General features: G+C 44.1%; 19 protein-coding genes. 9 read left to right on the forward strand and 10 right to left on the reverse strand.

Annotated elements, in window-relative coordinates; all coding sequences use genetic code 11:
* Positions 1 to 5: 5 nt before the first annotated feature.
* On the reverse strand, positions 6 to 3,863 hold the full coding sequence (locus tag GQF63_RS00120; protein ID WP_160367073.1) for a TIM-barrel domain-containing protein: 3,858 nt from the start codon (positions 3,861 to 3,863) through the stop codon (positions 6 to 8).
* Positions 3,864 to 4,044: 181 nt separating this feature from the next.
* Between GQF63_RS00120 and GQF63_RS00125 the strand changes: the two genes are divergently transcribed.
* Both GQF63_RS00125 and GQF63_RS00130 read left to right on the forward strand, forming a co-directional pair.
* Positions 4,045 to 7,377, forward strand: coding sequence for a toll/interleukin-1 receptor domain-containing protein (locus tag GQF63_RS00125; protein ID WP_160367074.1), 3,333 nt, complete (start codon positions 4,045 to 4,047; stop codon positions 7,375 to 7,377).
* A 5-nt stretch (positions 7,378 to 7,382) separates the two neighbouring features.
* Complete coding sequence (locus GQF63_RS00130) at positions 7,383 to 9,065, forward strand: NAD-binding protein (RefSeq protein ID WP_160367075.1); 1,683 nt, start codon at positions 7,383 to 7,385, stop codon at positions 9,063 to 9,065.
* A 228-nt stretch (positions 9,066 to 9,293) separates the two neighbouring features.
* Here GQF63_RS00130 and GQF63_RS00135 read toward each other — a convergent pair whose 3' ends face one another.
* On the reverse strand, positions 9,294 to 9,620 hold the full coding sequence (locus GQF63_RS00135) for a GIY-YIG nuclease family protein (protein ID WP_160367076.1): 327 nt from the start codon (positions 9,618 to 9,620) through the stop codon (positions 9,294 to 9,296).
* Between the two features lie 566 nt (positions 9,621 to 10,186).
* On the opposite strand from GQF63_RS00135, the gene thiD reads away from it, so the two are divergent.
* The 3 genes from thiD to GQF63_RS00150 all read left to right on the forward strand — a co-directional run bounded on the left by thiD (position 10,187) and on the right by GQF63_RS00150 (position 12,473).
* Positions 10,187 to 11,257 (forward strand): bifunctional hydroxymethylpyrimidine kinase/phosphomethylpyrimidine kinase, encoded by a 1,071-nt coding sequence (gene thiD, locus GQF63_RS00140; RefSeq protein WP_160367077.1) that lies wholly within the window; start codon positions 10,187 to 10,189, stop codon positions 11,255 to 11,257.
* 178 nt (positions 11,258 to 11,435) lie between these two features.
* Positions 11,436 to 11,819: a CBS domain-containing protein gene (locus GQF63_RS00145; protein WP_212592410.1), complete on the forward strand. Its 384-nt coding sequence runs from the start codon at positions 11,436 to 11,438 to the stop codon at positions 11,817 to 11,819.
* 180 nt (positions 11,820 to 11,999) lie between these two features.
* A complete protein-coding gene (locus tag GQF63_RS00150) occupies positions 12,000 to 12,473 on the forward strand; it encodes a copper resistance protein NlpE (protein WP_160367079.1) in 474 nt (157 codons plus the stop codon).
* Positions 12,474 to 12,530: 57 nt separating this feature from the next.
* Here the strand turns inward: GQF63_RS00150 and GQF63_RS00155 are convergent, their stop codons facing one another.
* Positions 12,531 to 13,565: a quinone-dependent dihydroorotate dehydrogenase gene (locus GQF63_RS00155; RefSeq protein WP_160367080.1), complete on the reverse strand. Its 1,035-nt coding sequence runs from the start codon at positions 13,563 to 13,565 to the stop codon at positions 12,531 to 12,533.
* A 52-nt stretch (positions 13,566 to 13,617) separates the two neighbouring features.
* On the opposite strand from GQF63_RS00155, the gene GQF63_RS00160 reads away from it, so the two are divergent.
* The gene (locus GQF63_RS00160; RefSeq protein ID WP_160367081.1) at positions 13,618 to 15,537 is read left to right on the forward strand and encodes an ABC-F family ATP-binding cassette domain-containing protein; all 1,920 of its coding nucleotides are present in this window, start codon (positions 13,618 to 13,620) and stop codon (positions 15,535 to 15,537) included.
* Positions 15,538 to 15,605: 68 nt separating this feature from the next.
* On the forward strand, positions 15,606 to 16,199 hold the full coding sequence (locus GQF63_RS00165) for a DUF4126 domain-containing protein (protein ID WP_160367082.1): 594 nt from the start codon (positions 15,606 to 15,608) through the stop codon (positions 16,197 to 16,199).
* Here the strand turns inward: GQF63_RS00165 and GQF63_RS00170 are convergent.
* The 4 genes from GQF63_RS00170 to GQF63_RS00185 all read right to left on the reverse strand — a co-directional run bounded on the left by GQF63_RS00170 (position 16,196) and on the right by GQF63_RS00185 (position 20,668).
* Positions 16,196 to 17,167 (reverse strand): 1-acyl-sn-glycerol-3-phosphate acyltransferase, encoded by a 972-nt coding sequence (locus GQF63_RS00170; RefSeq protein ID WP_160367083.1) that lies wholly within the window; start codon positions 17,165 to 17,167, stop codon positions 16,196 to 16,198. The genes GQF63_RS00165 and GQF63_RS00170 overlap by 4 nt on opposite strands.
* A 62-nt stretch (positions 17,168 to 17,229) precedes the next feature.
* Complete coding sequence (locus GQF63_RS00175) at positions 17,230 to 19,017, reverse strand: ABC transporter ATP-binding protein (RefSeq protein WP_160367084.1); 1,788 nt, start codon at positions 19,015 to 19,017, stop codon at positions 17,230 to 17,232.
* Between the two features lie 85 nt (positions 19,018 to 19,102).
* Positions 19,103 to 20,065, reverse strand: a complete 963-nt coding sequence (locus tag GQF63_RS00180) for a polysaccharide deacetylase family protein (protein WP_246163170.1) — start codon at positions 20,063 to 20,065, stop codon at positions 19,103 to 19,105.
* A gap of 111 nt (positions 20,066 to 20,176) precedes the next feature.
* The gene (locus GQF63_RS00185; protein WP_160367085.1) at positions 20,177 to 20,668 is read right to left on the reverse strand and encodes a hypothetical protein; all 492 of its coding nucleotides are present in this window, start codon (positions 20,666 to 20,668) and stop codon (positions 20,177 to 20,179) included.
* Positions 20,669 to 20,947: 279 nt separating this feature from the next.
* Here GQF63_RS00185 and ychF point away from each other — a divergent pair, with 279 nt between their 5' ends.
* Together ychF and GQF63_RS00195 are read left to right on the forward strand one after the other, a co-directional pair.
* Positions 20,948 to 22,048: a redox-regulated ATPase YchF gene (gene ychF / locus GQF63_RS00190; RefSeq protein WP_160367086.1), complete on the forward strand. Its 1,101-nt coding sequence runs from the start codon at positions 20,948 to 20,950 to the stop codon at positions 22,046 to 22,048.
* Positions 22,049 to 22,176: 128 nt separating this feature from the next.
* Positions 22,177 to 22,644, forward strand: coding sequence for a universal stress protein (locus GQF63_RS00195; RefSeq protein ID WP_160367087.1), 468 nt, complete (start codon positions 22,177 to 22,179; stop codon positions 22,642 to 22,644).
* Here the strand turns inward: GQF63_RS00195 and GQF63_RS00200 are convergent.
* Genes GQF63_RS00200 through guaA form a run of 3 tightly spaced genes read right to left on the reverse strand, consistent with a single transcriptional unit; the run spans position 22,641 to position 26,617 of the window.
* Positions 22,641 to 23,816: an RsmB/NOP family class I SAM-dependent RNA methyltransferase gene (locus GQF63_RS00200; RefSeq protein WP_160367088.1), complete on the reverse strand. Its 1,176-nt coding sequence runs from the start codon at positions 23,814 to 23,816 to the stop codon at positions 22,641 to 22,643. The two genes, GQF63_RS00195 and GQF63_RS00200, sit on opposite strands and share 4 nt — an antisense overlap.
* A 7-nt stretch (positions 23,817 to 23,823) precedes the next feature.
* On the reverse strand, positions 23,824 to 25,110 hold the full coding sequence (locus GQF63_RS00205) for an ABC transporter substrate-binding protein (protein ID WP_160367089.1): 1,287 nt from the start codon (positions 25,108 to 25,110) through the stop codon (positions 23,824 to 23,826).
* Positions 25,067 to 26,617 (reverse strand): glutamine-hydrolyzing GMP synthase, encoded by a 1,551-nt coding sequence (gene guaA, locus GQF63_RS00210; protein ID WP_160367090.1) that lies wholly within the window; start codon positions 26,615 to 26,617, stop codon positions 25,067 to 25,069. The genes GQF63_RS00205 and guaA overlap by 44 nt, the downstream gene beginning before the upstream one ends.
* Positions 26,618 to 26,657 lie beyond the last annotated feature (40 nt).

Raw genomic sequence — 26,657 nt, forward strand, 5'->3', positions numbered from 1 at the left:
ACAGCTTATATCCCTTTCGACTTCAAATTCTTATCTACCAAAAGGCCGTCTATGGCTTTTAAGCTAAAGCTCAGCTTACGCTTAGCCTTCAACTTAATCACAAACAGCGCTTTCGAGCCTGTCAGGGTTTCCTTGTCGCCCACATTCACAAAGGTTGGATACAAAGCCTTCTTGCCGTTGCTATGCAACCTATCATTCGTCAGGTTATCCATATGCTGTAAGGCCAGGTTATCTATACCAATATACTCGAAGTCTTGCGGATTATAAGGCAGGGCAAAACTAAGGGCATTTACGCCGTTTAAATCCTTCCCTAATACGCGTATTTCCACCGTTTCACCCGCCTGATAGCTCGTCTTAGCCGTTTGCAGCAGCAGCTTCCCTTGCAGGTTTTCCTCGGCTTTAGGCTTCGCCTTGCCATCAATACGGGTGGCCACTAACGAAATATCATAGGCATCGATAAGTCCGTTTTTATTGCCGTCACCCCGACTTACATAACCTTCAAAATCAGCATCACCTAAGCGCAATCCTGTGTAATTGATATAGGAAGTATAGTCATTCCGGTTCACCAAACGGTCGTTATTGATGTCTCCAGGAATATAGGTTTCAGTGCCCGGCACTTTAAAGACATAGAGTTCCCGCCCGGAGCCAAAGTCGCCATTTGCCTTGCTGATGTGAATCTTAATATAACGCGCTGTAGGTTTCTTGGCAAAGGTAAAGACCTTTTGCTCATCGGTATTTTCCCAGACGAAGTCATCGGCTTTTTCCCAATTTGTTTGGTCAGCACTGTAATACACGGTTCCTTCCCGCAGGTTGCCATTGCCGTTGCCTGCACGCGGCAAGTAATGGAATTTATCCAATTCACTAAAGCCATTCAAGTCCAATACCACATCAAACGGTACGGCTTTTTTGCTCCAGCTGCTGTGCCACATATTGCCTTCATCAAAATCCAGCAATTGGGCAATCTCATTTCCTTCCTGATCTTCCACTGTGCTCGTCCCTTCAATACCTGCTATCGCATAGAGCAAAGGATTAGCTTTCGTTCTTGCCGAGAAGCTTGTCCAATCCGAATAGCCATCCTGGTTTGCCGCCCTGATTTTAAAGGTATAATCGGTCTCTGCTTTCAAATACTCAAACAGCAAGCTGCTGTCCTGAATATAGGTATACTTGTTATCCTCAAACTCAATCTCATAGAATTCAGCATTAGCTTGCTTCTTCCAGGTCGGTGTTAAGGTATAGGCCTTAGCATTTTCGTCCAACACCGCTGCTTGCTCCACCCGCTTTAGTGCCCCAGTATGCTTACGGTAATGATCGCTAGGCACATACACATATCCTGTTAGTTCAACCTCAACCTGTTTTTCCCTAACATCCACAGCTGCCAATTTCACGATTAGCTGCGGATTTTTAATCAGCTGTTCTTTCTCAAAAGGTGAACCCTTTGTCGCAAAGCGATTCAAATTAGGTGCTGCATCATAGTAATATACATTGCTTCCCGCTTCCAAAGCCTCCTTGCTGTTTACCTCTTGCAGTGCAACCCGCTTATTTCCCACTTTGGCAGCCACTTTCTTCGGCTTGGCCGTCATATTAATCCGCAATTCGCTGCGTTGTTCGGGCACAAAGCCATCAAAATCGCCGACAGCCTTATCAATCGCAATCCGCAACTTTCCTTGCTGATCCAGGTTTGAAGTAATTGCAGTGGTCACGCCTTTACCCAAGCGGTAAGCTTCCGTTTTTCCATCATCATCATACAGCGTAAAGCTGGAAGTTTCATAGGGGAAAAACTCCACAATACGCAAGCTCTTATCGATTTCAGTTACCTGATTATGTGGATTGGCCAGCGGAATAATAGCCCCTCTTTTTACAAAAACAGGCAATTTCCACACTGGCGCTTTAAAATTATTCAGGATGCAATTTCCTTCATACTGCTCACCCGTAAAATAATCTACCCATAGCCCTTTCGGCAAGTAGATGCCGTTCCGTAGGTCATTGCCATCCTCATCAGCCTTTGTATTTTGATAGATGGGCGCCACTAAGAACGAGGGGCCAAATAAAAATTGATATTGCGTTTTTATACCAAGGGTATAGGGATTCTTTTCCTCTAAGAACATGGCACGAACCATAGGTTTGCCATCAATAGCCTGCTTGGCAATACTATAAGTATAAGGCATCAACTCGGCTTTCCATTTTAAGTAATGCCTGTTGATGGAGGTAATAGGCTCGCCCAAGGCATGCGGATATTTCTCATTACTACCCCAGCCATCCATATTCAATTGCATGGGGGTAAAAGTTTTCCATTGGTAATCGCGGGTATTTACGATGTTATGTTGCCCTCCGAAAATACCGTCCATATCGGAACTGATATTCGGTTGGCCTGAAAGTCCGGAACCAATATACGTTGGAATATGAAAGCGGATATACTCCCACATGCCACCGGTTTGGTCGCCCGACCAAATCCCGGCATAGCGTTGCGTACCGGCCCATCCATCCAAACTGATGATAAAAGGCCGCGCCTCATGCCCATAGTAAGGCATAATATGCGCTACATCGGCCACGCCATTTAAGCCGAAGGAATACCCGGCACCCACCCAGGCAACGTCGGTTTTCAACACCCGAACCCCGGCATCGCGCACCTCTTTCACAATATCACGCTGTAGCAAAGCATCGATGCTATCTTTGGGGTGCAAGTCAGACTGCGTCCATAAGCCAATTTCCACGCCACGCTCCCGCGCATAATCGCCCAAGCTTTTTAAATTGGCAATATTACCATCCAAGCTGTTTGTTTGCCCATAGCCGGCACCATAACCGTCATTCGGCAATAGCCAGCCCAAAGGCATATCGTGTTGCTTATAGCGATCGATTACCGCTCTTGCCGAAAACTGGTAGTTCCCCAATTCTCCGTTCAACGATTCTCGAATGCCGCTTTTATCTTTCTGGCTTTCTTTATAGCGCTTGCCGTCTTCAAATAAAATCCCCTTGGCATCCTCCTTCCAATAATCCCGATTATAGGCATTGAGGTGTCCTTGGTAAAAGCCAAACTTGGGTAATAATACCGGATGGCCGGTAAGCTGATAAAAGTCGTTTAATAAGGAAACCGCATCCGGGTTCACCATGATAAAGGCATCGAAGTAGTTCGATTGATGTTCCAGGTGCACTTTTCCTTTTTCCTTGGCCCCGAAATCATAGCGTCCCTTTTTAAAGGTATAGAAAAGGATGCCATAGCCTTTTGTCGACCAATAGAAAGGCGTTGGTGAAGCCACACCGCCATCGGTCCAGGAGTTGGTATTCTCGATGAGAATCGCCTTTCCTTTATGCGAAAAACGTCCGTTTTGTACTCCGCCACCAAAGAAATATTCATCCTCCTGTTCTTGCAAATCCAAGCTGCTGCTTTGTTCGGTAAACTGAATCAGCGAAGTGGTTTGGAGAGCAATCTGCTTTGTTTTTAAATCCTGAATACGCATTAAGCCGTCGGCCTTTGAAATCTGTATTTCAATCCGATCGGTCTGTATGCTGATTTGATCAGGCGCATCCGACATGGTTAACCCTTTGAGCTTCTGCCGAGGCTGATCAACAAGGATTTGCGCTTCGGGAGTAGAAGCCGGGTCGCGAATAATGCCGCCATGCGGATCCTGAAACAGCCGAAAGATATGATCGTTATAGAAGTCAATACTTATCCGCTGCTTATCTGCGCGGATAAGATCAATAGTTGTGGCATTAATTTGCTCAGCAGCAAGAATGGCCTGACCGCTCTGTTGCGTTAGGGTCTGTGCTGTAGTTGTAGCCGCGAGGCTTGTTTGTGCGTGTACTGCGGGCGTCAAACACAACGTGCATGCCAATACCCAATAAATTTTTGTTCGTTTTTTAATCATGTGATACGATAAGTTAATGCGAATGCGACAGCCTGTATCGTATGTTTTAAAATGGTGCCTAAAGGTAGAAAATTATTCAAGCTTTTGATTCTTCCAGCTTATTTTTTTTCATTTCACAAAAAAGGTTTGGTTTTTGTGTAGCTACAAAACAGATACTCAACTAAACGAAGAACATACGGCCATGGACAACCTAAGCAATGAACCTGTAAAAAAATACAAAGCATTTATCAGTTATAGCCATAGCAATAATCAGGGTGAAGGCCGGAAATGGGCCGATTGGTTACACCATGCCTTGGAGACCTATGAGATTCCGGAAGAACTGATCGGCAAGAAAAATGCTCGTGGCGAAGAAATACCCCGCCAAATCTATCCAGTATTTCAAGATGAAAAGGAATTATCCGCCAGTTCCAACCTCAACAGCTCCTTAACGGATGCCCTTGATCGGTCGGAATTCCTGATCTACTTAAGTTCGCCAAAGTCTGCAAATTCTACCTATGTACGCGATGAGATCCGATACTTTAAACAAACGGGAAAATCAAAACAGATTATCGCCCTCATCCTGAGTGGAGAACCCGAATATGGCGATACCCATACCGAACTGCAATGCTTCCCCGATGAATTACGCTATAATATAGATGCCGATGGAAAGGTAATCTACGATCAACCGGAAGAAGTATTAGCCGCCGACGTGCGTATTCCGCATAGCCCCGAGGAAGGGTATACCTCGGCCGAGGCCTACCGCCGGCAACTACATCAGGAAGGGAAATCAACCCATGAAATCAAAGTGGCCGTAGAAGAATATAAGAAGAGACTTGATTTGGCACAGCTCAAAATTATTGCCGGTATTTTAGGGGTACCCCTCGGCGAATTGACCAAGCGCGACCAAGCCTATCAGCTTCAAAAAATAAAACAGAAAAACAAAAACATCAAGCGCATCGCTACAGCCATTGGCGCCATGGCCATATTGGCCATTATCGCCGGTATTGTGGCTTGGAACCAGAAGAATTCCGCCCTGCGCAACCTTGCCCGCTCGCTCTATGCTTCCGGCATCAATAAACTGACTGAAAGTGAGTATGGTGATGGTGCTGCATACATTGCAGAGGCAACGCGCCGCGGCGATGAAAGTGCCAAGGTCTTTGCCCATTCCATGCTGGCCGTTCAAGACGACTTAACCGTGATGCCCAATGCGGTGCCGGGAAATGCGCGCTTTTCCCCTGACGGGCTTTGGTTGGCGAACTTTGCCGATGTAGGATCGAACAAAAATGTTCTCCAGATATGGGATGCTAAGCAGCGGAAAATGCACAAGCAGCTATCCGATGTGTCCTCCACCCAAACCAGACCTGCCCAATTTGATGCAAAAAACAGGGTGTATGTTACGGCTGGGCCGAATAACATCATTCGCTACGATATTGAAAACGATAAAACGGAAACCATACGCGCTAATCTAGACAGTGTCTTTCTAAGTCTAAAAGCGGTCTCCCCTTCCGGTAAATACTTAGTTTACGAACAAGCGCGGCAAGCCATTCTTTTTGACATTGATAGCAAGCAGGAAATCCCACTGCATGCCATGGATAACCTCAGCCATAGTATTGCCTACTTTGCACCTAACGATCGCAGCTTGGTCTTCGCAGTGGTCTTTCCAGAGCATACCCAAGTGTATGGGTTTGATTTGCAACAAAGGCCTTTAAAGCCAAGTTTCAGCTCTCCCCTAAGCTCCAGCATGCGCAATCCGGCCTTTAGCAGTTCCGGCCAGCAGGTGCTGATCAATAATTTGCAGGGGCTTCATTACTTCGATATGGCCAGTGGAAGACAATGGCAAGTCTCCCCCGGTATCAATAGCTACCGCTATGCCGGCATCAATAAGAACGGAACCATTGCGGCAGGCAACGACAGCAACATCGACCTCTATAACGCGAATGGCCAAAAACAGAAGTCTACCCCATTACCGAAGAATTTGTTTTTCCTGTCCGACCTGACCAAGATCTTAGTCGAGGACCCCATGGATATGGATTATCATTCGGCCGATTGGACCCAAGAGCTGGTCAACGCCAATCCGCTGACCTTCATCAAAAACTCAAAATCCGACCCCTTGAAGCTGAATCAATTCTATGGGGATGCCAACTTCTTAAGTGCCATTCCGGGCTTAACGGATGAATATATCTTTGTATTGAACCGAAACAGCGCCACAGTAGACCGATTGACCATTGAAACCGGCGAAATTCAAAAAGGCTTTGCCAAAATCAATGGCGCCATCAGCTTCTTTCACCTGTTACCAACGTCCAAAATCTTAATCGTAAAAGATAAAACCAATAAAACACATGCTTTTGATGCGGAAACCGGAAAACCCATCGGCAAACCTTTTGATAGCCAGGTAAAACAATATGTATTCAATGCCGCACAAACGCAGGTTTTAGCACGCACAGGTGCCAATAGTTTTGGAATCTGGGAGCTGCGCTCCGGAAAACAATTGGTAGATTTTAAACGCGATAGCCCCCTCGGTGGTTTTACCGCCAACCCCGACTTTAGCTCCATCCTGGAGGTAGGCGACACTTCCTGGCGAATAATCGATGTGAAAAGCAAAAAAGTAATAAAAGAAGAGGCCGGAAAGTTAAGCAGTGGGCTCTTTAACCAACAAGGGACTTACCTGGCCATTGTGGAAAGTACCGGCAAGGCACGGGTGTTAGACAGTAAGAACTTTAAACAGCTGCTCGAAATTCCTACTATCGAATTCCCATTTATGGTCTTTAACCATCAAGGCAATGTATTGGCCATTTCAGAAGATGCCAACCACATGCGTTTATGGGATCTGGAAGAGAAGAAATCCTTCGGGCAAACCATTCGAATCAGCAAGTATTCGCAGTATTTCCAATTCTCGAAAGACGATAAACAGATCTTTGTGCAAGATGATGCCGGCACCTTTTCCTTCGCCGCCAAATTACTGGATGCAAAAACCGGCAATGTGCTGACCATGCCCTTCATCAATAAGAAATTCGATTTTATCTATGTCTTACCCGGCGATGAAAAAATCTTAACCCTGGAAGGATTAATGGAAGGGAAAGCCATCAGCATCTGGGAAGTACCCGGCCATGTGGAAACCTCAAAAGAACAATTAGCAGATGACTTGGAGAAGTTTTACGGCAAAAAATACGATAGCGAAACCGGCGCAATATTAAACTATACCGGTGGGCAGAAGGATTACAGCACCTGGTATTTTCAAGACCCGGCCACCCGTACCGTCTCCCCAAGTTCAACCGTGCGTATTGTCGATTTAATCAACAAGCATAATCCGATTAAAACGGCTGCCGATCTGCAATTATTGGCGGTAACCTATGCAAAACACCCTTTAGCGCGAGCCATCCTGGCCAATCATTTTAGCGAACAGCCGGAGACGAGGTTTATTGGGCAGCGCTTCTATGAGATCACGCAGATGCAGCTTCCTAAAATTACCGACAGATCCCTAAAACAAGCAGTAGAAACCCAATTAAAAACGGCAGCACAGAAACTAAACCAATAGAAAGCATGAAACTAAACAGAAGGCAAAAAGGTATCCTTGGTATTCTCTTTATCCTGATATTAATCGGCCTCTCTTGGGTTGGCCTGTCCAAAATGTATCCCGAGAGCAATACCTTACGCTATCTTCCCGACCGCATTTACCGCATCATTAAAATAGCCTTCGGGGGCGACCCTTCGGCAAGCTCCCTGGAAGCAGCCGATGTGCCCTGGGAACTGATACTAGCCAAAGTATTTACCATCTGTATCCTCTTATTTGGAGCTTTCAAAATTGTACAAAAAGTATTCTTTGAGCAATATACCCTGCTGATGGCTTCCTTTAAAAAGAATCATTACATCAGCGTGGGCCTCTCAAAAAAAGGCCGCCAATTGCTGCAAAGCTTAAAAGACGATAAACAGCAAACCGGTATTGTCATTGAAAAGGAAACCGACCATGCCAATATCGCTGCCGTACGTAAGCAAGGCCATAAGGTGATTATTGGCAATGCGGAAGACGAAAACAGTTTGCTGGAAGCGGGCATCAAACGAGCGAGCAACCTGATTGTCTTTTTAGAAAGTGAGCAAACCGTGATTGAGGTAATGGAATCGGTGCAACAGATCTACCAAAAATCAAACTGCGACAACCCACTCCACTGCTTTATCCATTTACGTAATCCACGACTCATCGAGCTGGTTAAAAACGCCGATATGCGCTTTAGCAATAAGAGCATAGCCCTGCATTTTTTCAATATCCATAAAATGGTCGCGCGTCATTTCTTCCATAAGCTCTTTTTAGACTTGGAGAAAGACCAGAAGCGGCACCTCAACAAAATCATTTTTATAGGTTTTGGCAACTTCGCCAAGGCCTTGCTGTTGCAAGCCCTGCGCATCTTTCATATGCACCCACAGCAGGCGCCACAAATCGCTATCTATAGTCCGCAAGCAGCTATGGATGCCTGCCTTTTCGAAGAACGCTATCCCATGGCACATAAAATTGGTGATATCCGTTTCCATCCCTTTCAGGGCGCCTTCCAACCGCTTATTGAGGAACAACAGCTGCTGGAAGCCGACGATTCTACTTTAGTGATCCATGCCTTTGATGACGATGAAACCAACTTAAACCATGCCTTGGAGCTCATGCAAAAAACAAGTGCCTGCAGTTTCCCGATGTATACCCTGAATGCCGAAGGTAAAGGATTACGAACCCTGCTGGAGCAAAGTCAGGATAAAGAACGCATCCGCTTCTTCGGTGGTATGGAAGAGACCTGTACCCTGGAATTCATCACCGGCGAACGTCAGGATAAACTGGCGCAAGCCATCCACGACGATTACCAAAAGCTAATCTCCGGCGAAGCATCCGAAAGTAGCCGCTATACCAGCAACTGGTCCAGCCTCAGCGAAGATGCCAAAGACGCCAACCGCACTCAAGCCGATCATATCCCGGTGAAGCTCTTATTGGCCGGCATCCCCTTGGCAGGAACAACCCCCAACAACATCCAATTTAGCCCGGAGCAAATCGAAGAACTCGCAATCATTGAACATAAACGCTGGATGGCACACCGCTACCTCTACGGCTGGGACTACGGCCCCACCCGAAATGATCAGCTGAAGCTGCATCCCTCGCTTGTGCCCTGGGAAGAAATATCGGAAGCCGAAAAACAAAAAGATAGGGATACGGTGCTACGGATACCGAAATTGCTAGGTGAGGTATAAGGGGGATTTAAGGGAGGTGATATCGTCTTGTTATCCTGCTGTTATCGTTTTGTCATCGTACTGTCATCGTGAGCGGAGTCGAACGACTGGTACGTCAGTGCAATCAACTTTGCTTTACCACACTTATTATCAACACTTTGACACTACAGCATCACGCTTTCATCAGGCAATTAGCACGCTAACAAATTAAACATTATTAATTACCACCTATTACACCTTCCTCTGACACTATTTTTTATCTGTAGGCTTGTTTAAATAATGACTAATATTAGTACACTTTGCCAGTTCTTTTAACTTTTCCCATTCCCTTTTTATTAACACTTCCTTTTTCTTTACTGTCCATCCTTTGATTTGCTTTTCAAAAGAAATTGCTTGATTTATGTCTAAAAATGCTTCACAAAAAACTAAAATTACTGGTCGCCTATAAAAAGTGTAAGATTTTGAGGAATGTCCAAAATTATGTTGCCATATACGATCTTGTATGTTATTGGTAAGGCCAATATAATAGGAGTTATCAGAACATTTGACGATATATACATAATACACCTTTGCCATACTTAAATTATTGATAAGACAAGCTAAGCATCATGTGTTTGATAAAATTGAAGTTGAGGTTAATTTTGTTTTATTTTTTTTAGTGATGATAGCACAGGTACAAAGCATTGTTGATTGCACTGACGTACCAGTCGTTCGTGGTTCGCCTTCGCTCAGGAGGACAGCTCACGATGAATCCTAGCCACAACGCGGCACAAAGTAGGCCGCAGTTTACTAGCACAGCGTGCCGTAGTTTGCTAGCAAAGCTTAACAGGCAATGCAACTTCATGTCATCACCCTCCAATAAATTTTGCAACCATTTTACCCTCTCACGATGTCAAAACTTTGGCACCTCAAGTGCAAAACACTGTAAAGAAAAGTGGTAAGCATAGTTGATTGCACTGACGTACCAGTCGTTCGACTCCGCTCACGATGACAATACTTGCCGGCACGTAATATAAAGCGTGCCGTAGTTTGTAAGCAATGCTTAACAAGCAATGCTACTTAATGTCATCACCTTCCAATAAATTTTGCAAACATTTTACCCCCTCACGATGACAGTACGATGACAGCACGATGACAAAACAATGTCACCTCTCCTTACCCCTTCCTTCCGCACTTCCCCTTTCCTCTCCCCTTTCACTCCCCTTTCTCACCCCTTTCTCACCCGTATCAATCCCCTTTGCAAAGGGCTGAGAAAGGGCGTTACTACGTTCCTGCAATTGCCTTTCAACGCTGCGGATTACTTCCTGTCTCAAGCTTGCTCGCCTCTTTCTCAAAATGTGTTATCTTTGAAAAAGATGACGGATATTCAACAGCTAAACAACCCAGAGAACAGCAGGAGTAAGAAAGTAAAATCGGTATTAAGTATTGCCGGTTTTGATGGGACGGCGGGTGCTGGCAGCTATGCCGATGCGAAGAGCATTGCAGCCACAGGTTGTTATGCTACGCATGTGCTTTCCTGCTTGTCTATTCAAAATGGAGAGGGTGTGAAGGATATCCATTATTTTCCGAATGGTGCTATTCAGCAGCAATTGGAAGCGGTTTTTGCTGATATTTACCCCGATAGCATAAAAATTGGTTTGCTTCCCCAGCAGCAGCAAATGCAGGAAGTAGCCGACTTCCTAGCGGATTATAAGGGGTTCATTGTTGTCGATCCGGTTATGGTTTCCTCCTCTGGCCATGCCTTAATGAAAGCTGCGGATTATGCTTTTTACCGAAAACATATTTTCTCTATTGCCAGCGTGCTTTGTCCAAACCTGGACGAGTTGAGTTTAATGTTAGGGAAAAAATTAACGAACCTTGCCGATATGCAGGCGGTGGAAAGCGAAGTTAGGCAATTAGGTATTCCGGCAGTGCTGGTAAAGGGAGGTCATGTAGAAGGCGACCAATTAACCGCCATGCTAATTCAAAAAGACGCCGAAACAAGCTATATTCATTCCCAGCGCATAGCGAGTGAAAATACGCGCGGCACGGGCTGTGCCCTATCTTCGGCTTTGGCATCCTATTTAGCCTTAGGCCATCCAATGTTGGAAGCTTGTCAGCTGGCCAGTCAATATGTTCATCAAGCGATTGTTTGCGGTCAAGATTTAGCCTTGGGGAAAAGCCGAGGACCCTTAGATCATTTCTTTACAGCTTCTACCCTCCTACGTTTCTAGCAAAACATAAGCTTGTAAATTAATAATAATTTAATATAAAAACTAAGACGACAATCATTTTTTTTAATAATCCTTCACCTAGGATTGCCGAACTTTTGCATGGATATTTGAGCATGGTTAATTACTAACCTTTTTAAATGTTGATGTAATGAAACAACGAGTGCCAATATCCCAAATCATGAGCAAGGACTTAGTAACCTTGACTCCGAAAGATAGCCTTTATGAGGCCGAGCGTCTCTTCAAGAAACATAATATCCGCCATTTACCGGTGGTAGAAACTAAGAAATTGGTGGGCGTTGTCAGCTATTCCGATTTACTTAAAATATCGTATGCCGATGTAAACGAGTCTGACGATATCGAATCGGTGGTTTATGATATGTATACGGTGCCTCAGTTAATGGCCAAGAGCCCTGTCAGCATTTCACCGGACAGCACCATTAAAGAAGCTGCCGAAATTTTAGCCTTGCATTCCTTTCATTCAATTCCGGTCGTTGAAAACGAAGAACTGGTAGGTTTAGTCACGACAACTGACCTACTCCAATATTTCATCGATCAATACTAAAGTTCTTCATTATCTTTTTTTGTAAGCCTACTTTCCAGCAAGTAGGCTTATTTATTTTCGACTAATTACTAAAATTAACTATTCGTTATCTATTCTTGGATTTTTAGTTTAAATTTACCTAAGCAATCCTTGGGAAGGATTGGCCTATTTTTTGTTTTATTACCATTAAACAAGCGTATAATGATGAAAATATTTTCAATAGCAGCCCTAGCTGCCTTATTTACCATGAGTGCCTGTACCTCTAACGCCAATAAACCGGGCGCGGGTGCTGATTCTACTAGCGGAACTACCGACACAACCGAAACAGAAATAATGGATACGGCGCATAATTCGCAAAACTCCGTAGACTGGCAAGGTACCTATACCGGCGTTATGCCTTGTGCCGACTGTCCGGGAATTAAAACAACCATTGTGTTAAACAACGATTTGACCTTTACCTATACCGGAGAATACCAGGAAAGAGATACCAAAGTGGAAGATAGCGGCAAGTTCATGTGGCATGAAAACGGAAGCGTGGTGCACTTGATGGGTAAGGAAGTGAATATGAAATTAAAAGTGGGTGAAAACCAGTTGTTCTCCTTAGATCAGGATGGTAAACCAATCGATGGTCCTTTGAAAGAACATTATATCTTGAAAAAAGAGATGGCTAAATAATAACAACAAAGGTCGATGAGTTTTCATCGACCTTTGTTTATATGGGGTATTTAATACTTATCCCTTATCCTTCAATATACCTTTTAGAATATTCGCCACTAAAGCAGGTCCTTCGTAAATAAAACCTGTATAGACTTGCACTAAGCTAGCTCCTGCTCTTAATTTTTCTAAAGCATCCTCCGCCGAATGTATCCCACCTACCCCAATAATTGGGAAGGCACGGTTTGATTTATCGGCTAAATACTTAATCACTTCAGTAGACCGCTTAGTCAAAGGTTTACCACTCACCCCGCCGGTTTCTTTCACCAGGTTCGGGTCGCTGTATAAGCCTTCACGCGATATCGTTGTATTGGTAGCAATGACGCCGGCAATCTTCGTATCCATGACAATTTCTACAATATCATCTAACTGCGAGTCGGTTAGATCGGGAGCTATTTTCAATAAGATAGGCTTTGGCGCTTCCTTTTCGAGGTTTAGCTGCTGTAAGGTATTTAAGATATGTTTTAGGGGTTCTTTCTCTTGTAAATCGCGCAGTCCCGGTGTATTTGGCGAGCTTACATTCACTACGAAGTAATCGACATAATCGAATAAAGCCTTAAAGCAATAGATATAATCGAGCACTGCATCTTCATTCGGGGTTACCTTATTTTTACCGATATTACCACCGATGATGACACCGTTTTTATCCTTCAGGTGTTTTAAGCGGCCTGCCGCCACATCTGCCCCTTGGTTGTTAAAGCCCATGCGATTAATGAGGGCTTCATCCTGAATCAGGCGGAACATCCGGGGTTTATCATTACCGGGTTGAGGTTTAGGCGTTACGGTTCCGATTTCGATAAATCCGAATCCTAGTTTTGCCATCTCCTCGATATAGTCGGCATTTTTATCAAATCCTGCGGCTAGTCCCACGGGGTTTTTAAATGTTAAACCAAAAACCTTCGTCTCCAAGCGTGGATCTTCCAGCGTGTACAAGGATTTTAGAATTGACTTGGCGCCCCAAAGTTTCGTAAAGAATTTTAACCCTGCCGTCACATTATGGTGGGCATTTTCGGGGTTCATTTGAAAGAAAAGTGGTTTAACTAACTTATACATATGTGCAAAGGTAGCCAAAGAAGCAGAAATATTCATTACTTTTGTCATCGAAATGATATCGATAAACAATTTAACTTTTGAGATTGGTGCACGAGCACTATACGATGATGCCAACTGGCATATCAAGCCAGGTGATAAGGTGGGATTAATAGGTGCCAATGGCACCGGGAAATCAACCTTATTAAAAATAATCGTAGGGGAATATGCGCCAACCAGCGGTACGATTTCCATGGCTAAGGATATTAAAATCGGCTATTTGAATCAGGACCTCCTGTCCTATCATTCCGAAAAAAGCATCCTTCATGTGGCAATGGAAGCCTTCGCGCGGCAGAATCAATTGCATACCGAGATTGAAAATCTGCTCAAGAAATTGGAAACCGATTATTCGGATGATATCCTAAACAAACTGAGCGATAAGCAATTGGAGTTTGAAGCCCTAGATGGTTACAATATAGAATTTAGAGCGCATGAAATTTTGGCGGGTCTGGGTTTTTCGGAAGATGAGCAGCAGCGACCATTGGCTACCTTCTCTGGGGGTTGGCGAATGCGGGTGATGCTGGCGCGGATTTTATTGCAAACACCGGATATTCTGTTGCTGGATGAGCCAACCAACCACTTGGACTTACCCTCGATTAAATGGTTGGAAAATTACCTGCAAGCCTTTGAAGGTGCCATTGTGATTGTATCGCACGATAGGTATTTCCTAGATCGCATTATCAATAAAACGGTAGAATCGCGCAAAGGAAAACTAACCTTATATGCTGGAAATTACAGCTACTATTTGGAAGAGAAATCTTTACGGGAGGAAATTCAAGGCAATCAGTTTAAAAATCAGCAAGCCAAAATAAAACAGGAGGAAAAGCTTATTGAGCGTTTCCGGGCGAAAGCGAGTAAGGCCAAGATGGTTCAATCTCGCATTAAAGCCTTAGACCGGATGGAACGGGTGGATGCCATAGACGACGACAACCCGGAAGTAAACTTCAGTTTTAAGTTTTCGAAACCTTCCGGCAGGCATGTGGTCACCATGGAAAATATATCCAAGGCCTATCCGAATCTGCAGATTTTAGAAAATACCAACGGCTTAATCGAAAAAGGCGATAAGATTGCTTTAATTGGAGCCAACGGAAAGGGAAAATCTACGCTGTTGCGCATTGTGGCAGATGCAGATAAGGAGTTTTCCGGCAGCAGTGTGAAAGGACATAATGTATCGCAGACCTTTTTTGCGCAGCATCAATTGGAGGCCTTGCATCTGGAGAACTCCATTTTACAGGAACTGGTTAATTTTGCACCGAAGCATACCGAAACGGAATTACGTTCTATTTTAGGCTGTTTCCTGTTTACGGGCGATGATGCCTTCAAGAAAATTAAAGTACTATCTGGAGGAGAGAAATCACGCGTAGCCTTAGCGAAAGCCTTAACCGCCGATGCGAACTTCTTAGTGCTGGATGAGCCGACCAACCACTTGGACATGGCTTCTGTAAATATCCTAATTCAAGCCCTGCAGCAATACGAAGGAACCTTTATTGTGGTTTCTCACGACCGTTATTTCTTAGACCATGTGGCCAACAAGATATGGTATATTGAGGACCGGAAGATAAAGGAATACCCAGGCACTTACCAGGAATACGAGGAATGGAACTCCAAACGTGTGGTAAAACCGGAGGAAAAAGTAGCGAAGAAACCGAAAGAGGAACCCAAGCCGAAGCAAGTAGCTCCTTCTGTGGATAGCCAACGCTTGCTGCAAAAGAAAAACAAAGAGTTAAGCAGCCTAGAACAAAAAATAAGCGATCAGGAAGGCTTGGTGAAACGACTTGAAGTGGATTTAGCGAAAGAGGAAATCTATTCTGACGCGCAGAAATTGCAAGACTGCACGCGGAATTATAATTCGGAGAAAGCGAGATACGAGCAGCTACAAGCTGACTGGGAATTGCTGGCCGAAGAAATTATGGAGCTGGAAGCCGGACAGGCCTAAGCCCTAACAAGCTATACCTAAGGAAGATATTTGGTGAGGTTTTTGCGGGATTTTCATAAAACCAGCAAATGACCGAGTATCTTCCTTATATTTTATCCCTCTTTGTAGGTATAGGATTGGCCGCAGCCACCGGCTTTCGGATATTTTTACCCATTTTCTTTTTAAGCCTTGGCACCTACCTCGGATGGATTCCTGCCAATGAGAGCTTCGCCTGGCTGGGCACTTTGCCGGCCCTGATTGCGGCGGCTATTGCCACCCTCATCGAAATATTAGCGTATTATATTCCCTTTGTAGATAATGCCTTGGATAGCATCTCGGTTCCCCTGGCTACTATTGCCGGCTCCTTGCTATTTGCGGCCCAGTTTACGGAAGTAAATGATTGGACGCAATGGTCATTAGCGCTCATTGCGGGTGGTGGCACAGCAGCGACCATTAGTTCGGCCTTGGCCGGAACACGAGCCGCCTCCAGTGGAACTACCGCCGGATTTGGCAACCCGCTGATTGCGACGGTTGAAACCATAGGGTCAACCCTGATGAGTATATTGGCGATCTTCCTTCCGGTATTGGCCATCATCATCGTCTTGTTTGTATTCTACCTGATCTATAAATTCGGTAAAAAGCTGTGGACTAAACTACGGGTAAAACCGAAGACGCAGCCTTAATTTAACTGATTTACTTTAAGCTCGTCGCTTTCTTCCGCTACCTTTATCGGCTGATATTGCACCCAACAATAAGAAAGAAAAGGCATGAGGAAAAAGAAGATTATCCCCGTCCAGAAGCCTATCAGGTTTCCTAAGATCAGGCTTAATAGAAAAATAAGGATAGGATAGCCGAATAACAAGGTACCAAACAAGAGGGAATCAAAAAAGATGGTTCCTTTTGTTTTCTTTTCAACCTGCTGCCGTACGATTTTATAAAGCCAATGATGGGTATAATAGCCCAATTGGGCAGGAACTTTCATCCAGGCATTTGCTGCTTCCTGCTCTTGCTTAGGCTGTACCGGCCCTAAAGGTAAGGCGGCTTCTAATTCCTGGCGCACCTGCTGCAAGAGTTGTTTGCCATCTACTTGCCCATCCTGCAGATAATCGGTGCTATCTATTCGGGTTAAGGCGGTTAAGGCGACCGCCTTTGGGATGCTATCAAAGGAATTATAGCCCAAGGCAAAGGCTTGGATCTGCACAGGAACATCCATGCGGATAGCCCTTTCGGTGAGTGCCACAAAGCCATGGGGCATCAATGGCCGTAATTGATGGGAATTTCGCGATACGCCTTCCGGAAAGAGGACAATATTCTCGGAAGATTTCAGGCATTTCGCACATTCATCGTAGGTAAATGCATTCCGGACTTCAAAATCAGGATCGTCGGATTTCTTGTAGATGGGAATCATAAAGAGATTACGCAACAACCAATTTGCCCAAGGTTTTTCGAAAATATCACCCCGGACGAGAAAGCGGGTATCCTTTGGCGAATGAACCGCCAAGACCAAGGCATCAAAAAAAGAATTGGGATGATTGGCCACAACGATGGTGGGTAAATCTAGCTGCGTATGTTCCAATTGGCGAACTTGCCAATCTTTGACATACCATTTCATACCAAATTTTACAAAGGTGCGTAATGCCGGGTAAAACATGTTTTCTAAATCTCGTTAAGCTTCGGTAAAGTTACGCAAAAAACAGGCCTGAATTTGCAGTTTTAGCCCTCATCCTTTAAAGATTCGGTGATTTTGTGGATATTTAGGCTATTGGCCATGGCGCTGAAGATCTTATGGTAGGTGCCATGCTGATCAAATAGCTGCTCGTGGGTTCCATCCTCCACTACCCTACCTTTCTCCATCACCAATATGTGCTCGGCATCGATAATCTGAGAGATGCTATGCGAGACGATAATAACCGTACGCCCAATTTTTATGGCGTCCAGGCTATTTTTAATCTGCTCGGTAGCTATGGCATCGAGGTTGGCCGTTGGTTCATCGAGGAATATAATCGGTGGATTTTTCAGGAACATCCGCGCGATGGCAATTCGCTGTTGCTGCCCGCCGGATAAGAGATGGGCTTCGGCCTCATAGCCTTGGGCGAGCTCCATAATCTGTTCGTGGATATAGGCTTTCTTTGCAGCCTCGATTACCTCTTCTATACTGGCCTCCGTTTGCCCATAACGAATATTATCAGCGATACTTCCCTTAAAAATATGATTGCGCTGTAAAACCAGCCCTACATTTTCGCGCAGGAAATTTGTGTCGTATTTCCGGAGGTCGACACCATCTAATAAAATTTGCCCGGAATCTGGTTCGTAGAATTTATCCAAGAGGTTGATGACCGTACTTTTCCCAGCACCGGAAAGCCCTACTAAGGCTGTATTTTGGTTGGGGCAGATGGTCATGCTGACATCCGTAAGAGCCTGATGCCCGTTAGGATAAGTAAAATTGACGTTTTTAAGCTCAATCAATCCTTTTATATGCGTAGGCTTGTAGGTGCCGCTGGGCTCCTGCTGGCCTTCATCTTCCAGAATTTCGAAAAAGCTTTCGGAATAAATCAAGGCATCGTTGACCTCATCATAAATCCGATGCAACTGGCGAATGGGCGCCGACACGTTATTGAACAACATGATATGAAACATGATGGCCCCTAAAGACATCTGCTCGTTCAGCACAAAATAGGCCGTGAGGATAATGACAATAACGACACCGATCTGTTCGATAAAGCTTTTGATGCTATCGAATAAAAAGCTGGTTTTGCGCGTGGCCATTTGGTTTTCCGTCATTTCATACTGAATATCTTGATGGCGTTTGGCTTCCAGGTCTTCCCGAACAAAGGACTTGATTACAGTGATGGAATCGATAAGGTTAATGATCTGGTTACTTTTATTCTCGCGATACTTGCGCATATTGCGGCGGAAGCCGGATAGCTTTTGCGCCTGCAACTGCGAGACATAGAAATAAATAGGCACGATAAACAAGCCCACCAAACCCACGTAGAAGTTGGCCAGGAACATACATACCAAAGCAATAATAGCATTGGCAAAGAGCGGCATGATATCGATAAAGAAGTTTTGCACTAAGCGGGTAAGCGAACTGATACCGGCATCGATCCGTGTTTGGAGCTTTCCCGATTCATTGACACTGGAGGTGTAAAAGGCCATCTTGTAGGTCAGGATTTTATTGACGATGGCTTGGGAAAAATCGCGGGCAATCATGATGCGCAATTTTTCACCATAGAACTTCTGCCCGAACTGCACAATGGAATAAATGATTTCTTTGGCCAATAAGACGGCAGATATAACACCTAAGAGATGTAGGCCCTGCTTGAGCGGGGTTTTATCGACGAGCAACGTGGAGATGGAATCTACGGTATACTTGAGGATGAAGGCATTTACCTGAGCAGCAAAAGATCCGATTACCGTGAGTACCAGCGTATAAAAGATGAGGTTTTTATAGGGCTTGGTAAAAGGAGTTATTTTCTTAAAAAGCTGAGAAATCGTCATATCGATTAAACTTCGTTAAGGGCAAAAAAGTTTAATCAATTTACTAAAATTCGATAAACTAGCGAATTAAGAACTTACTAATTCCCTAGTATTTATGCGGATAACTGGAAATAAATTCGAATTTGTAGTCTTTATGCTGTTTCAAGCTGTCGATGAGATTGCCTAATAATTGCTGACCTTTTTTATTCTGGAACATATCATCGTGCATTAAAAGCACCACATTATTCGCTTTTAGGGTCGATTTATTGCCCAACATGTTTTTAATACGGGTGTACACCTCATTTACAGATTGTACGGGTTTACCACTTAATCCGTGAATTTTCCATTCGACATCCCAACCATAGATGCTATAGCCATTGGCGGCAAGCAAATCTGCGGTTTGGCTGCCACTAGTCAAATCGACGCGACGTACATCATCAAAAATCCAGATGTTACGGCCCGGCATGCGGACAATTTTATGCTTCAACGCTAAAGACTCTTCACATTTATCAAAATCGTCTAGCGCTAAATCCGGATTGCTGTAGAACACATGGAAACGGTTACCGGCATGGGTATAGCTGTGGTTATAGCATTCTACCAAAGGGTTGTTGGCATATTTCTCGAAATCGCGTTTTAAACGCTTACTCATTTGCGCGTGCTTACCAACCAGGAAGGCATTGATACGGATATTCTTGGCCGTGGCAATGGAGTCGATGGCTGAAGAACCTATTAAAGGCCCATCGTCAAAAGTGAGGTAAATATGTTTATCCTTTTTATTTAATTCCTGATAGATGGAATCGCGCAATTTACGTTTGGCTACCTTCGGATCTATTTTATTCAAGGAATCAAGCGGCGGAAAGACAAGCAGGTTTCTATTTAAAGAATCTAACTTATCCATTAAATAGGTGGTATCCTGTTGCGGCTTTTCGGCCGGCTCGGTTAAGACAATGTCCCCATCCTGATTGCTCTCACTAGCAACAGTGGTTGATCCTACGATAGGATTACAAGCATGAAGGGTTCCTAATATGAATAAGGTAGTGTATAACAGCGGCAGATTCTTCTTCAGCATAGTCTTTAGACGCACGATTAAAATTTTACAAAAGTAACGAATAATTAGTGATTTATAAAGTTAATAAAAAGGGGAGCTTGCAATAAGCTCCCCTTTTTGGCCTTCATTTTCTTAGTCCCACATTCCTCTTACGTTTCTATAATTCCGGCTTCTTTCTTTATGATATTTTGCGTGTCGCTTTTCTGCTTTATAGTATTTCTTATGTGCTTTTTTATAGCTTTTACCATGGTGTTTATGACCTCTGCCATAGTCGCGGATAGAGACTTGGTTATAGTTGCGTGAATAGCCATGATAACGGTCGCGGTGTGAGCGGTGATGTCTCCATGGTCTACCCTCGTTAATCACGACCTTGTAGGTACGGTGCAAGTCGTAATGTCTGTAACGACTTGGTAACGAGCGATGAGTTACCCATGAACCGCCATGGTAATAGGTGTAATATCTGTTGGATACATCATAATACACATCCATTTCAGGCATGTAATAATAGCGGGCATAGTCGTAGCCACCAGGTCCCCAAAGAGGTTGTGAACCAATATTAATACTTACATTTACTTGTGCAGTGGCTGGCTTTACGAATGCGAAAGCACTTAGAAAGACAACCATGTAGAATAACTTTTTCATATTAACCTCCAATATAAGGGTACAATAATTTCACTTAATTTTGATGGTATGACACAAAAGCTTTGCCGAAAGATTAATGTGTAAATGTTAAAATTTGTAAATCCATCGCTACAGCCTTCATTCTTAATCATTTAAAATTCATTTTTATGTCATCTAAAATTAATATTTGACGAAAAACAGGAAGCGCGAATTCCTCAAGGCATGTCCTTAAAAATCCTTTCCTTTTTATTATCTTTGCGTCAATTTTTAAGAAAAAGCAATATGGCATTACAATGTGGTATCGTTGGTCTACCGAACGTAGGCAAGTCAACCCTATTTAACTGTTTATCGAATGCAAAGGCGCAAGCTGCAAACTTTCCTTTCTGTACTATTGAACCGAACGTTGGAGTAATTACGGTTCCAGATGAGCGATTGAACAAATTAGCGGAATTAGTGAATCCGCAACGTATTGTTCCCAATACGATCGAGATTGTGGATATCGCAGGTTTGGTAAAAGGTGCTTCCAAAGGAGAAGGCTTAGGCAACCAGTTTTTAGGAAATATCCGTACCACCAATGCTATTATTCACGTGCTACGTTGCTTTGACGATGGCAATGTGGTGCATGTGGATGGTTCTGTAGATCCAATCCGCGATAAAGAAATTATCGATACAGAATTGCAATTAAAAGACTTGGATACGGTGGTTAAGCGTATTCAAAAAGTGGAGAAGATGGCAAAAACGGGTGGTGATAAAGATGCCAAACGTACCTTTGAAGTCCTATCTGTGGTAAAAGAACACTTAGAGTCGGGCAAATCTGCACGTACCGCACCTATTTCTGAGGAAGATGCGGAGTTTATTGAAGATTTAACCTTACTTACCGTGAAGCCCGTGCTTTATGTTTGTAATGTGGATGAAGCATCTGTAAATACAGGCAATGCGTATGTAGACCGCGTAAAGGAGGCAGTGAAGGATGAAAATGCGGAAGTGTTGGTGATCTCGGCGCAGATTGAGTCAGAGATTGCACAATTAGAAGATTACGAAGAGCGCAAAATGTTCTTGGATGATTTAGGCTTGGAAGAGTCTGGCGTTTATAAACTAATTCGTGCAGCCTATTCTTTATTGGATTTGGCGACCTACTTTACCGCAGGTGTGCAAGAAGTGCGCGCATGGACGATTGAAAAAGGCTATACAGCACCACAAGCAGCAGGTGTAATCCATACCGACTTCGAGAAAGGATTTATCCGTGCTGAGGTGATAAAATATAACGACTTCGTGCAATACGGTTCGGAAGCGGCCGTAAAAGACGCTGGAAAACTAAGTGTGGAAGGTAAAACCTACTTGGTGGAAGACGGCGACATTATGCACTTCCGTTTCAACGTATAAGAAACTAAGAAGGAACGATAAAAGGCAGCTTGAAAACAGGCTGCCTTTTTTGTTGTCTAATTATTTCGGAAAACAATATCAGGGAGTGGGTAGTTTTTAATATATTAGATAAGGTAAATCGGATTATTATGAGCGCAACAAAATTTAACAGAATATTACTGGCCGTTGATGAATCGCCATGTTCAGAAAGAGCGATCAACTACGCCAAAGGGATTGTGGCCGACCTTAAACCGGCATTAGCCTTGGTGACCGTGGTGCCACCCACCTCCCCGACCAGCTACGGTGTTGACCCTTTATTAGGACAACAGCCGATCATCGTTCCGGAGGTTTCGGAAATTCAACAACAAGCTGCCGATAAATTCTTAAATGAATTGGCCGTGGAATTTCAAGCCGCCAGTGAAACCTTTACCTTCAATCGGATTGGAGATGTAAGGGATGAAATTTTACAGGTAGCCAAGGAATGGACCGCCGACTTGATTATTGTGGGCACCAATGGCCGCACGGGCTTCGACCATTTCCTATCCGGAAGTGTATCGGAAGCAATTATCCGCAAGGCAACAGTGCCTGTCTTGGTGATTCCCCTAAACTGCGATTAAATTTTAATGAACTTAGCCGTGAACATGGAGTCGGCTTGATGATGATAGCCTAAAATAGGTGTCATGCTTTCCAGTTGAAGGTTAAGTTCATTACTGATATACGCAACGACCTCTTCATTCTCTTCCTGAAATACCGAACAGGTAATATAGATCAGTTCCTTCCCTGGCTTTAAATATGGCACCGCATTTTTAACGATCTGCTTTTGCAGCTGGGTATATTTCTGGATTTCTGTTTCCTGGAATTTAGACAGCATCTCCGGCGTTCTTCCCCAGGTTCCGGAACCAGAACAGGGTGCATCGATAATAAGGCCGTCAAAGCGTTCGTTTTGCATGATATGAGCAACAGGCTGGCTAAGGTCTAAGACTTTCTTGCGAAAGGGTCTTTTGATGCCGGCCATTTCAAAACGCTCTTCCAAATTGCGAAGGATACTCAATCGGATATCGGATACCAAGACATTAATCGTCGGGAAGCGATCGAGCAACATCAAGGTTTTGCCACCGGATGCTGCACAACAATCCCACCAGGTCTCATTTGGCTTGGCTTCAACGGCTTGCAAGCTTTGTTGCGAGGCCCAGTCTTGTACTTCATATAGCCCTTGAATCTTCTTCAAGGCTTGCAAGTTAACACCATTTGCTAAGACCAAAGTCTGCGGACTTAAGGCTTCGAAGCTGATGTCTTGCTTGCTCAATTCTTTCTTAACTTGCTCCTCTTTGCCCGCTTGTATCCGGATAAACAGATGGGGTTGCACAAAATGCGATTGGATAAAAGCTTCCTTATCAATAGCGTCTGATAGATGCGCATGCCATGGAAATACCTGATTGAGAAAGCCGGGGTATAGGCTTTCAATAAAGGCGATACGCTGGCTTAAGGCTGGCTTTTGCTGTTCGACCCATTCCGGTCGCAACTCATGCACTACGGCACTCTCGGTTTCGCAGAGGAACTCGGCAATAACGAGGCGCTCTTGTAGCGGTAAATCCTGGAAGGCTCGTCCTAAACGAAAAACATGATAACAATACCGGGAGTTCATCCGTCGGTCGGAAGACCCCATTTGCTTGTTGTTTTTGTAAAACTGCGTTAAAAAGCGAGCAAAGGGCTCGTGAAAGCGATAGTCTTCCAAGCAGCGTTCGAAATTGCGAATCTGTTGATGAACGCGTTTAGGATTATATTCCAAGATGATATTATTGAAAAGATCCGTTTCTGTAGGTTTTGATGCTTACCCCTTCATTTACATAGCCCCATTGTGGGTTGTAGCGGAATTGATAATTACTGAAGATTCCGTTATAGGTCTCATTCTGTAATTTATCAGCATAAGCAGTACCATACTTATTGAGGATCGTGGTAAAGTAGCGACCTGCATCATAGCCTTTATAGGCATAATCAGAAGGGTCTACCTTAAATTGTGTTTTATAGTTACGTTGGAAATTCTGAACCTCTGAGCTCCATACCTTTAAATGGCTTTCCGCGGAAATGGTTGGATCCATGCGGTAAAAGTTGGAATAAGGCGAGAAATCGAAGCGGTCCCAAAGTGGATGGCCATACAGCTTAATCGCAAAACCATCGCGAACTTTTGCATCTAATGCGGTTACTAAACTACGTAATTGATTTTTCTCGGTAGTACCACATACCACAAAAGAAGTTTCCAAATCTGGTAGGGATTCCCCCAATTGGCTAATAGAGGCAACATGGGCAATACGGATGGCCGGGTTTATTTTCTTTAACTCCTCATCAATACCGCTAATAAATTGACGGTGGTCATTATCGCGGGCATCAAATACGACAACCACATCTCCTGCCTTATACTTTGCGGCAATATCTGTTGCGATAGCGCGCATATGAATGCGGATAGGTGGCGTAATAGACACTAAATTGCTTTGGTTAAACTCCGTAGGCATAGCCGCAGCAAGCGGATTGACCTGAAGCACATTCTTGTTGGTATGGCTTTTCCCGAAGGAACGTATTTCTTTCGGATAGATAGGTCCGACAATCAGGCTGGCTTCTTCTACATCTTTGGAAGCGGCCAAGGTCACATTGCGCATCTCGTTATCCTGAGAGTCCATCACCTTTAATGAAAACTCACCAGCTTTCTTGCTGGCTTCATTCATCCCTAATTGAAAACCCTGGTAAAAATCAAGGGCCAAGGCAGAGCGCTTTACGTCTTCCTCGTTCAAGGAATTGACAGCCACTTGATTCAGCTGAAAAGGAAGCAACAAGGCAATGCTGTTCCCAGCCTTATCGGCTTTCTTGGCATCCTCGGCTTTCTTATCGTCCTTCTTTTCCTCTTTCCCCTTGTCGCTACCTACAGCACCGCCATAAACGTCTGGCGAGCGTAGCACACCTACTTTCGGGGTACAGGAACTTACGGACAGCAGAATGGTTACTGCTGCCGCAAGGATAGTATTTCTTGAATAATTTTGCTTTTGTTTATTCCCACTCAATGGTTGCTGGTGGTTTTGAACTGATATCATACACGACTCTATTGATTCCTTTAACATGATTGATAATTTCATTTGAAATTTTAGCTAGCAAGTCATAAGGTAAATGAATCCAATCTGCCGTCATTCCGTCTAAAGAACCTACCGCACGTAAAGCAACTACGTGTTCATAAGTACGCTCATCGCCCATTACGCCTACAGATTGAACCGGCAAAAAGATGGTTCCTGCTTGCCAAACCTTATCATACCATCCTGCCTCTTTCAAGTTGCGGATGTATATGTCATCAGCTTCTTGCAAAATCCGTACCTTTTCTTCCGTAATGTCGCCTAAAATACGAATTGCTAATCCAGGACCCGGGAAAGGATGTCTTCCAAGGATCGCAGGATCCACTTCTAAGGTTTTTCCTACACGACGTACTTCGTCTTTAAATAAAGTTTTTAAAGGCTCGATTACTTTGAGTTTCATGTAATCTGGCAATCCCCCTACGTTGTGGTGAGACTTGATGGTCGCCGAAGGACCTTTTACCGAAATGGATTCGATAATATCTGGGTAGATGGTTCCTTGTCCTAACCACTTCGCTTCCGCACCCTCAGGAAGTTCGCTCTGTATTTGTTTTGCTGCCTCATCGAAAACATCGATAAAGGAAGCACCAATGATTTTACGTTTTTGTTCTGGCTCCGATACACCGGCTAAACGCGAGTAGAATAATTCTTTCGCATTGACACCTTTAATATTTAAGCCCATGTTTTTGTAAGACTCCAATACTTGGTCGTATTCATCTTTACGAAGTAACCCGTGGTCTACAAAGAAGCAGTGCAAATTCTTACCAATGGCATGGTGTAATAACACCGCAGCTACTGTAGAATCTACCCCTCCTGATAAAGCCATAATCACATGGTCGGATCCTAATTGCGCTTTCAATTCGTTTACTGTCGTTTCTACGAAAGCATCCGGTGTCCAGTCTTGATGACAACCACAGATATCGATTACAAAGTTTTTCAATAATACTTGGCCATCGGTACTGTGCGTTACTTCCGGGTGGAATTGAATACCGTAAGTTTTTGTTCCTTCGATTTGATAAGCTGCTACCTTTACTTTATCGGTGCTGGAGATCAGTTTAAAGTTCGATGGAATTTCTTTAATAGTATCGCCGTGCGACATCCATACTTGGGATTGTACCGGGATACCTTTTAATAAGTCATTCTCGTGATCTACAAATTGCAGGTTGGCACGGCCATACTCGCGGATGGTTGAAGGAAGAACCTCACCACCGGATTGCTGGGCAATATACTGCGCACCATAACAAACGCCCAACAATGGGAATTTCGCTTGAATAGCCTTGAAGTCGATTTGCGGAGCATCTTCCTGACGTACTGAATACGGGCTTCCGGAAAAGATGACGCCTTTTACGCTCTCATCAAAGGCAGGCAAATTGTTGTATGGGTGGATTTCACAATAAACATTTAACTCCCTAACGCGACGTGCGATCAATTGGGTATATTGAGATCCAAAATCGAGAATGATTATTTTTTCTGACATGCCGCAAAGTTACAATTTCAATATTGATTTTGCAGGAGGA

It is taken from the genome of Sphingobacterium humi, assembly GCF_009768885.1.
Taxonomy (GTDB): Bacteria; Bacteroidota; Bacteroidia; order Sphingobacteriales; family Sphingobacteriaceae; genus Sphingobacterium; species Sphingobacterium humi.

Bases quoted from the DNA above. Each gene is read 5' to 3' on its own strand.
- GQF63_RS00120 (WP_160367073.1), bottom strand. From the start codon at position 3,863: ATGATTAAAAAACGAACAAAAATTTATTGGGTATTGGCATGCACGTTG.
- GQF63_RS00125 (WP_160367074.1), top strand. From the start codon at position 4,045: ATGGACAACCTAAGCAATGAACCTGTAAAAAAATACAAAGCATTTATC.
- GQF63_RS00130 (WP_160367075.1), top strand. From the start codon at position 7,383: ATGAAACTAAACAGAAGGCAAAAAGGTATCCTTGGTATTCTCTTTATC.
- GQF63_RS00135 (WP_160367076.1), bottom strand. From the start codon at position 9,620: ATGGCAAAGGTGTATTATGTATATATCGTCAAATGTTCTGATAACTCC.
- thiD (WP_160367077.1), top strand. From the start codon at position 10,187: ATGTCACCTCTCCTTACCCCTTCCTTCCGCACTTCCCCTTTCCTCTCC.
- GQF63_RS00145 (WP_212592410.1), top strand. From the start codon at position 11,436: ATGAGCAAGGACTTAGTAACCTTGACTCCGAAAGATAGCCTTTATGAG.
- GQF63_RS00150 (WP_160367079.1), top strand. From the start codon at position 12,000: ATGATGAAAATATTTTCAATAGCAGCCCTAGCTGCCTTATTTACCATG.
- GQF63_RS00155 (WP_160367080.1), bottom strand. From the start codon at position 13,565: ATGTATAAGTTAGTTAAACCACTTTTCTTTCAAATGAACCCCGAAAAT.
- GQF63_RS00160 (WP_160367081.1), top strand. From the start codon at position 13,618: ATGATATCGATAAACAATTTAACTTTTGAGATTGGTGCACGAGCACTA.
- GQF63_RS00165 (WP_160367082.1), top strand. From the start codon at position 15,606: ATGACCGAGTATCTTCCTTATATTTTATCCCTCTTTGTAGGTATAGGA.
- GQF63_RS00170 (WP_160367083.1), bottom strand. From the start codon at position 17,167: ATGTTTTACCCGGCATTACGCACCTTTGTAAAATTTGGTATGAAATGG.
- GQF63_RS00175 (WP_160367084.1), bottom strand. From the start codon at position 19,017: ATGACGATTTCTCAGCTTTTTAAGAAAATAACTCCTTTTACCAAGCCC.
- GQF63_RS00180 (WP_246163170.1), bottom strand. From the start codon at position 20,065: ATGCTGAAGAAGAATCTGCCGCTGTTATACACTACCTTATTCATATTA.
- GQF63_RS00185 (WP_160367085.1), bottom strand. From the start codon at position 20,668: ATGGTTGTCTTTCTAAGTGCTTTCGCATTCGTAAAGCCAGCCACTGCA.
- ychF (WP_160367086.1), top strand. From the start codon at position 20,948: ATGGCATTACAATGTGGTATCGTTGGTCTACCGAACGTAGGCAAGTCA.
- GQF63_RS00195 (WP_160367087.1), top strand. From the start codon at position 22,177: ATGAGCGCAACAAAATTTAACAGAATATTACTGGCCGTTGATGAATCG.
- GQF63_RS00205 (WP_160367089.1), bottom strand. From the start codon at position 25,110: ATGATATCAGTTCAAAACCACCAGCAACCATTGAGTGGGAATAAACAA.
- guaA (WP_160367090.1), bottom strand. From the start codon at position 26,617: ATGTCAGAAAAAATAATCATTCTCGATTTTGGATCTCAATATACCCAA.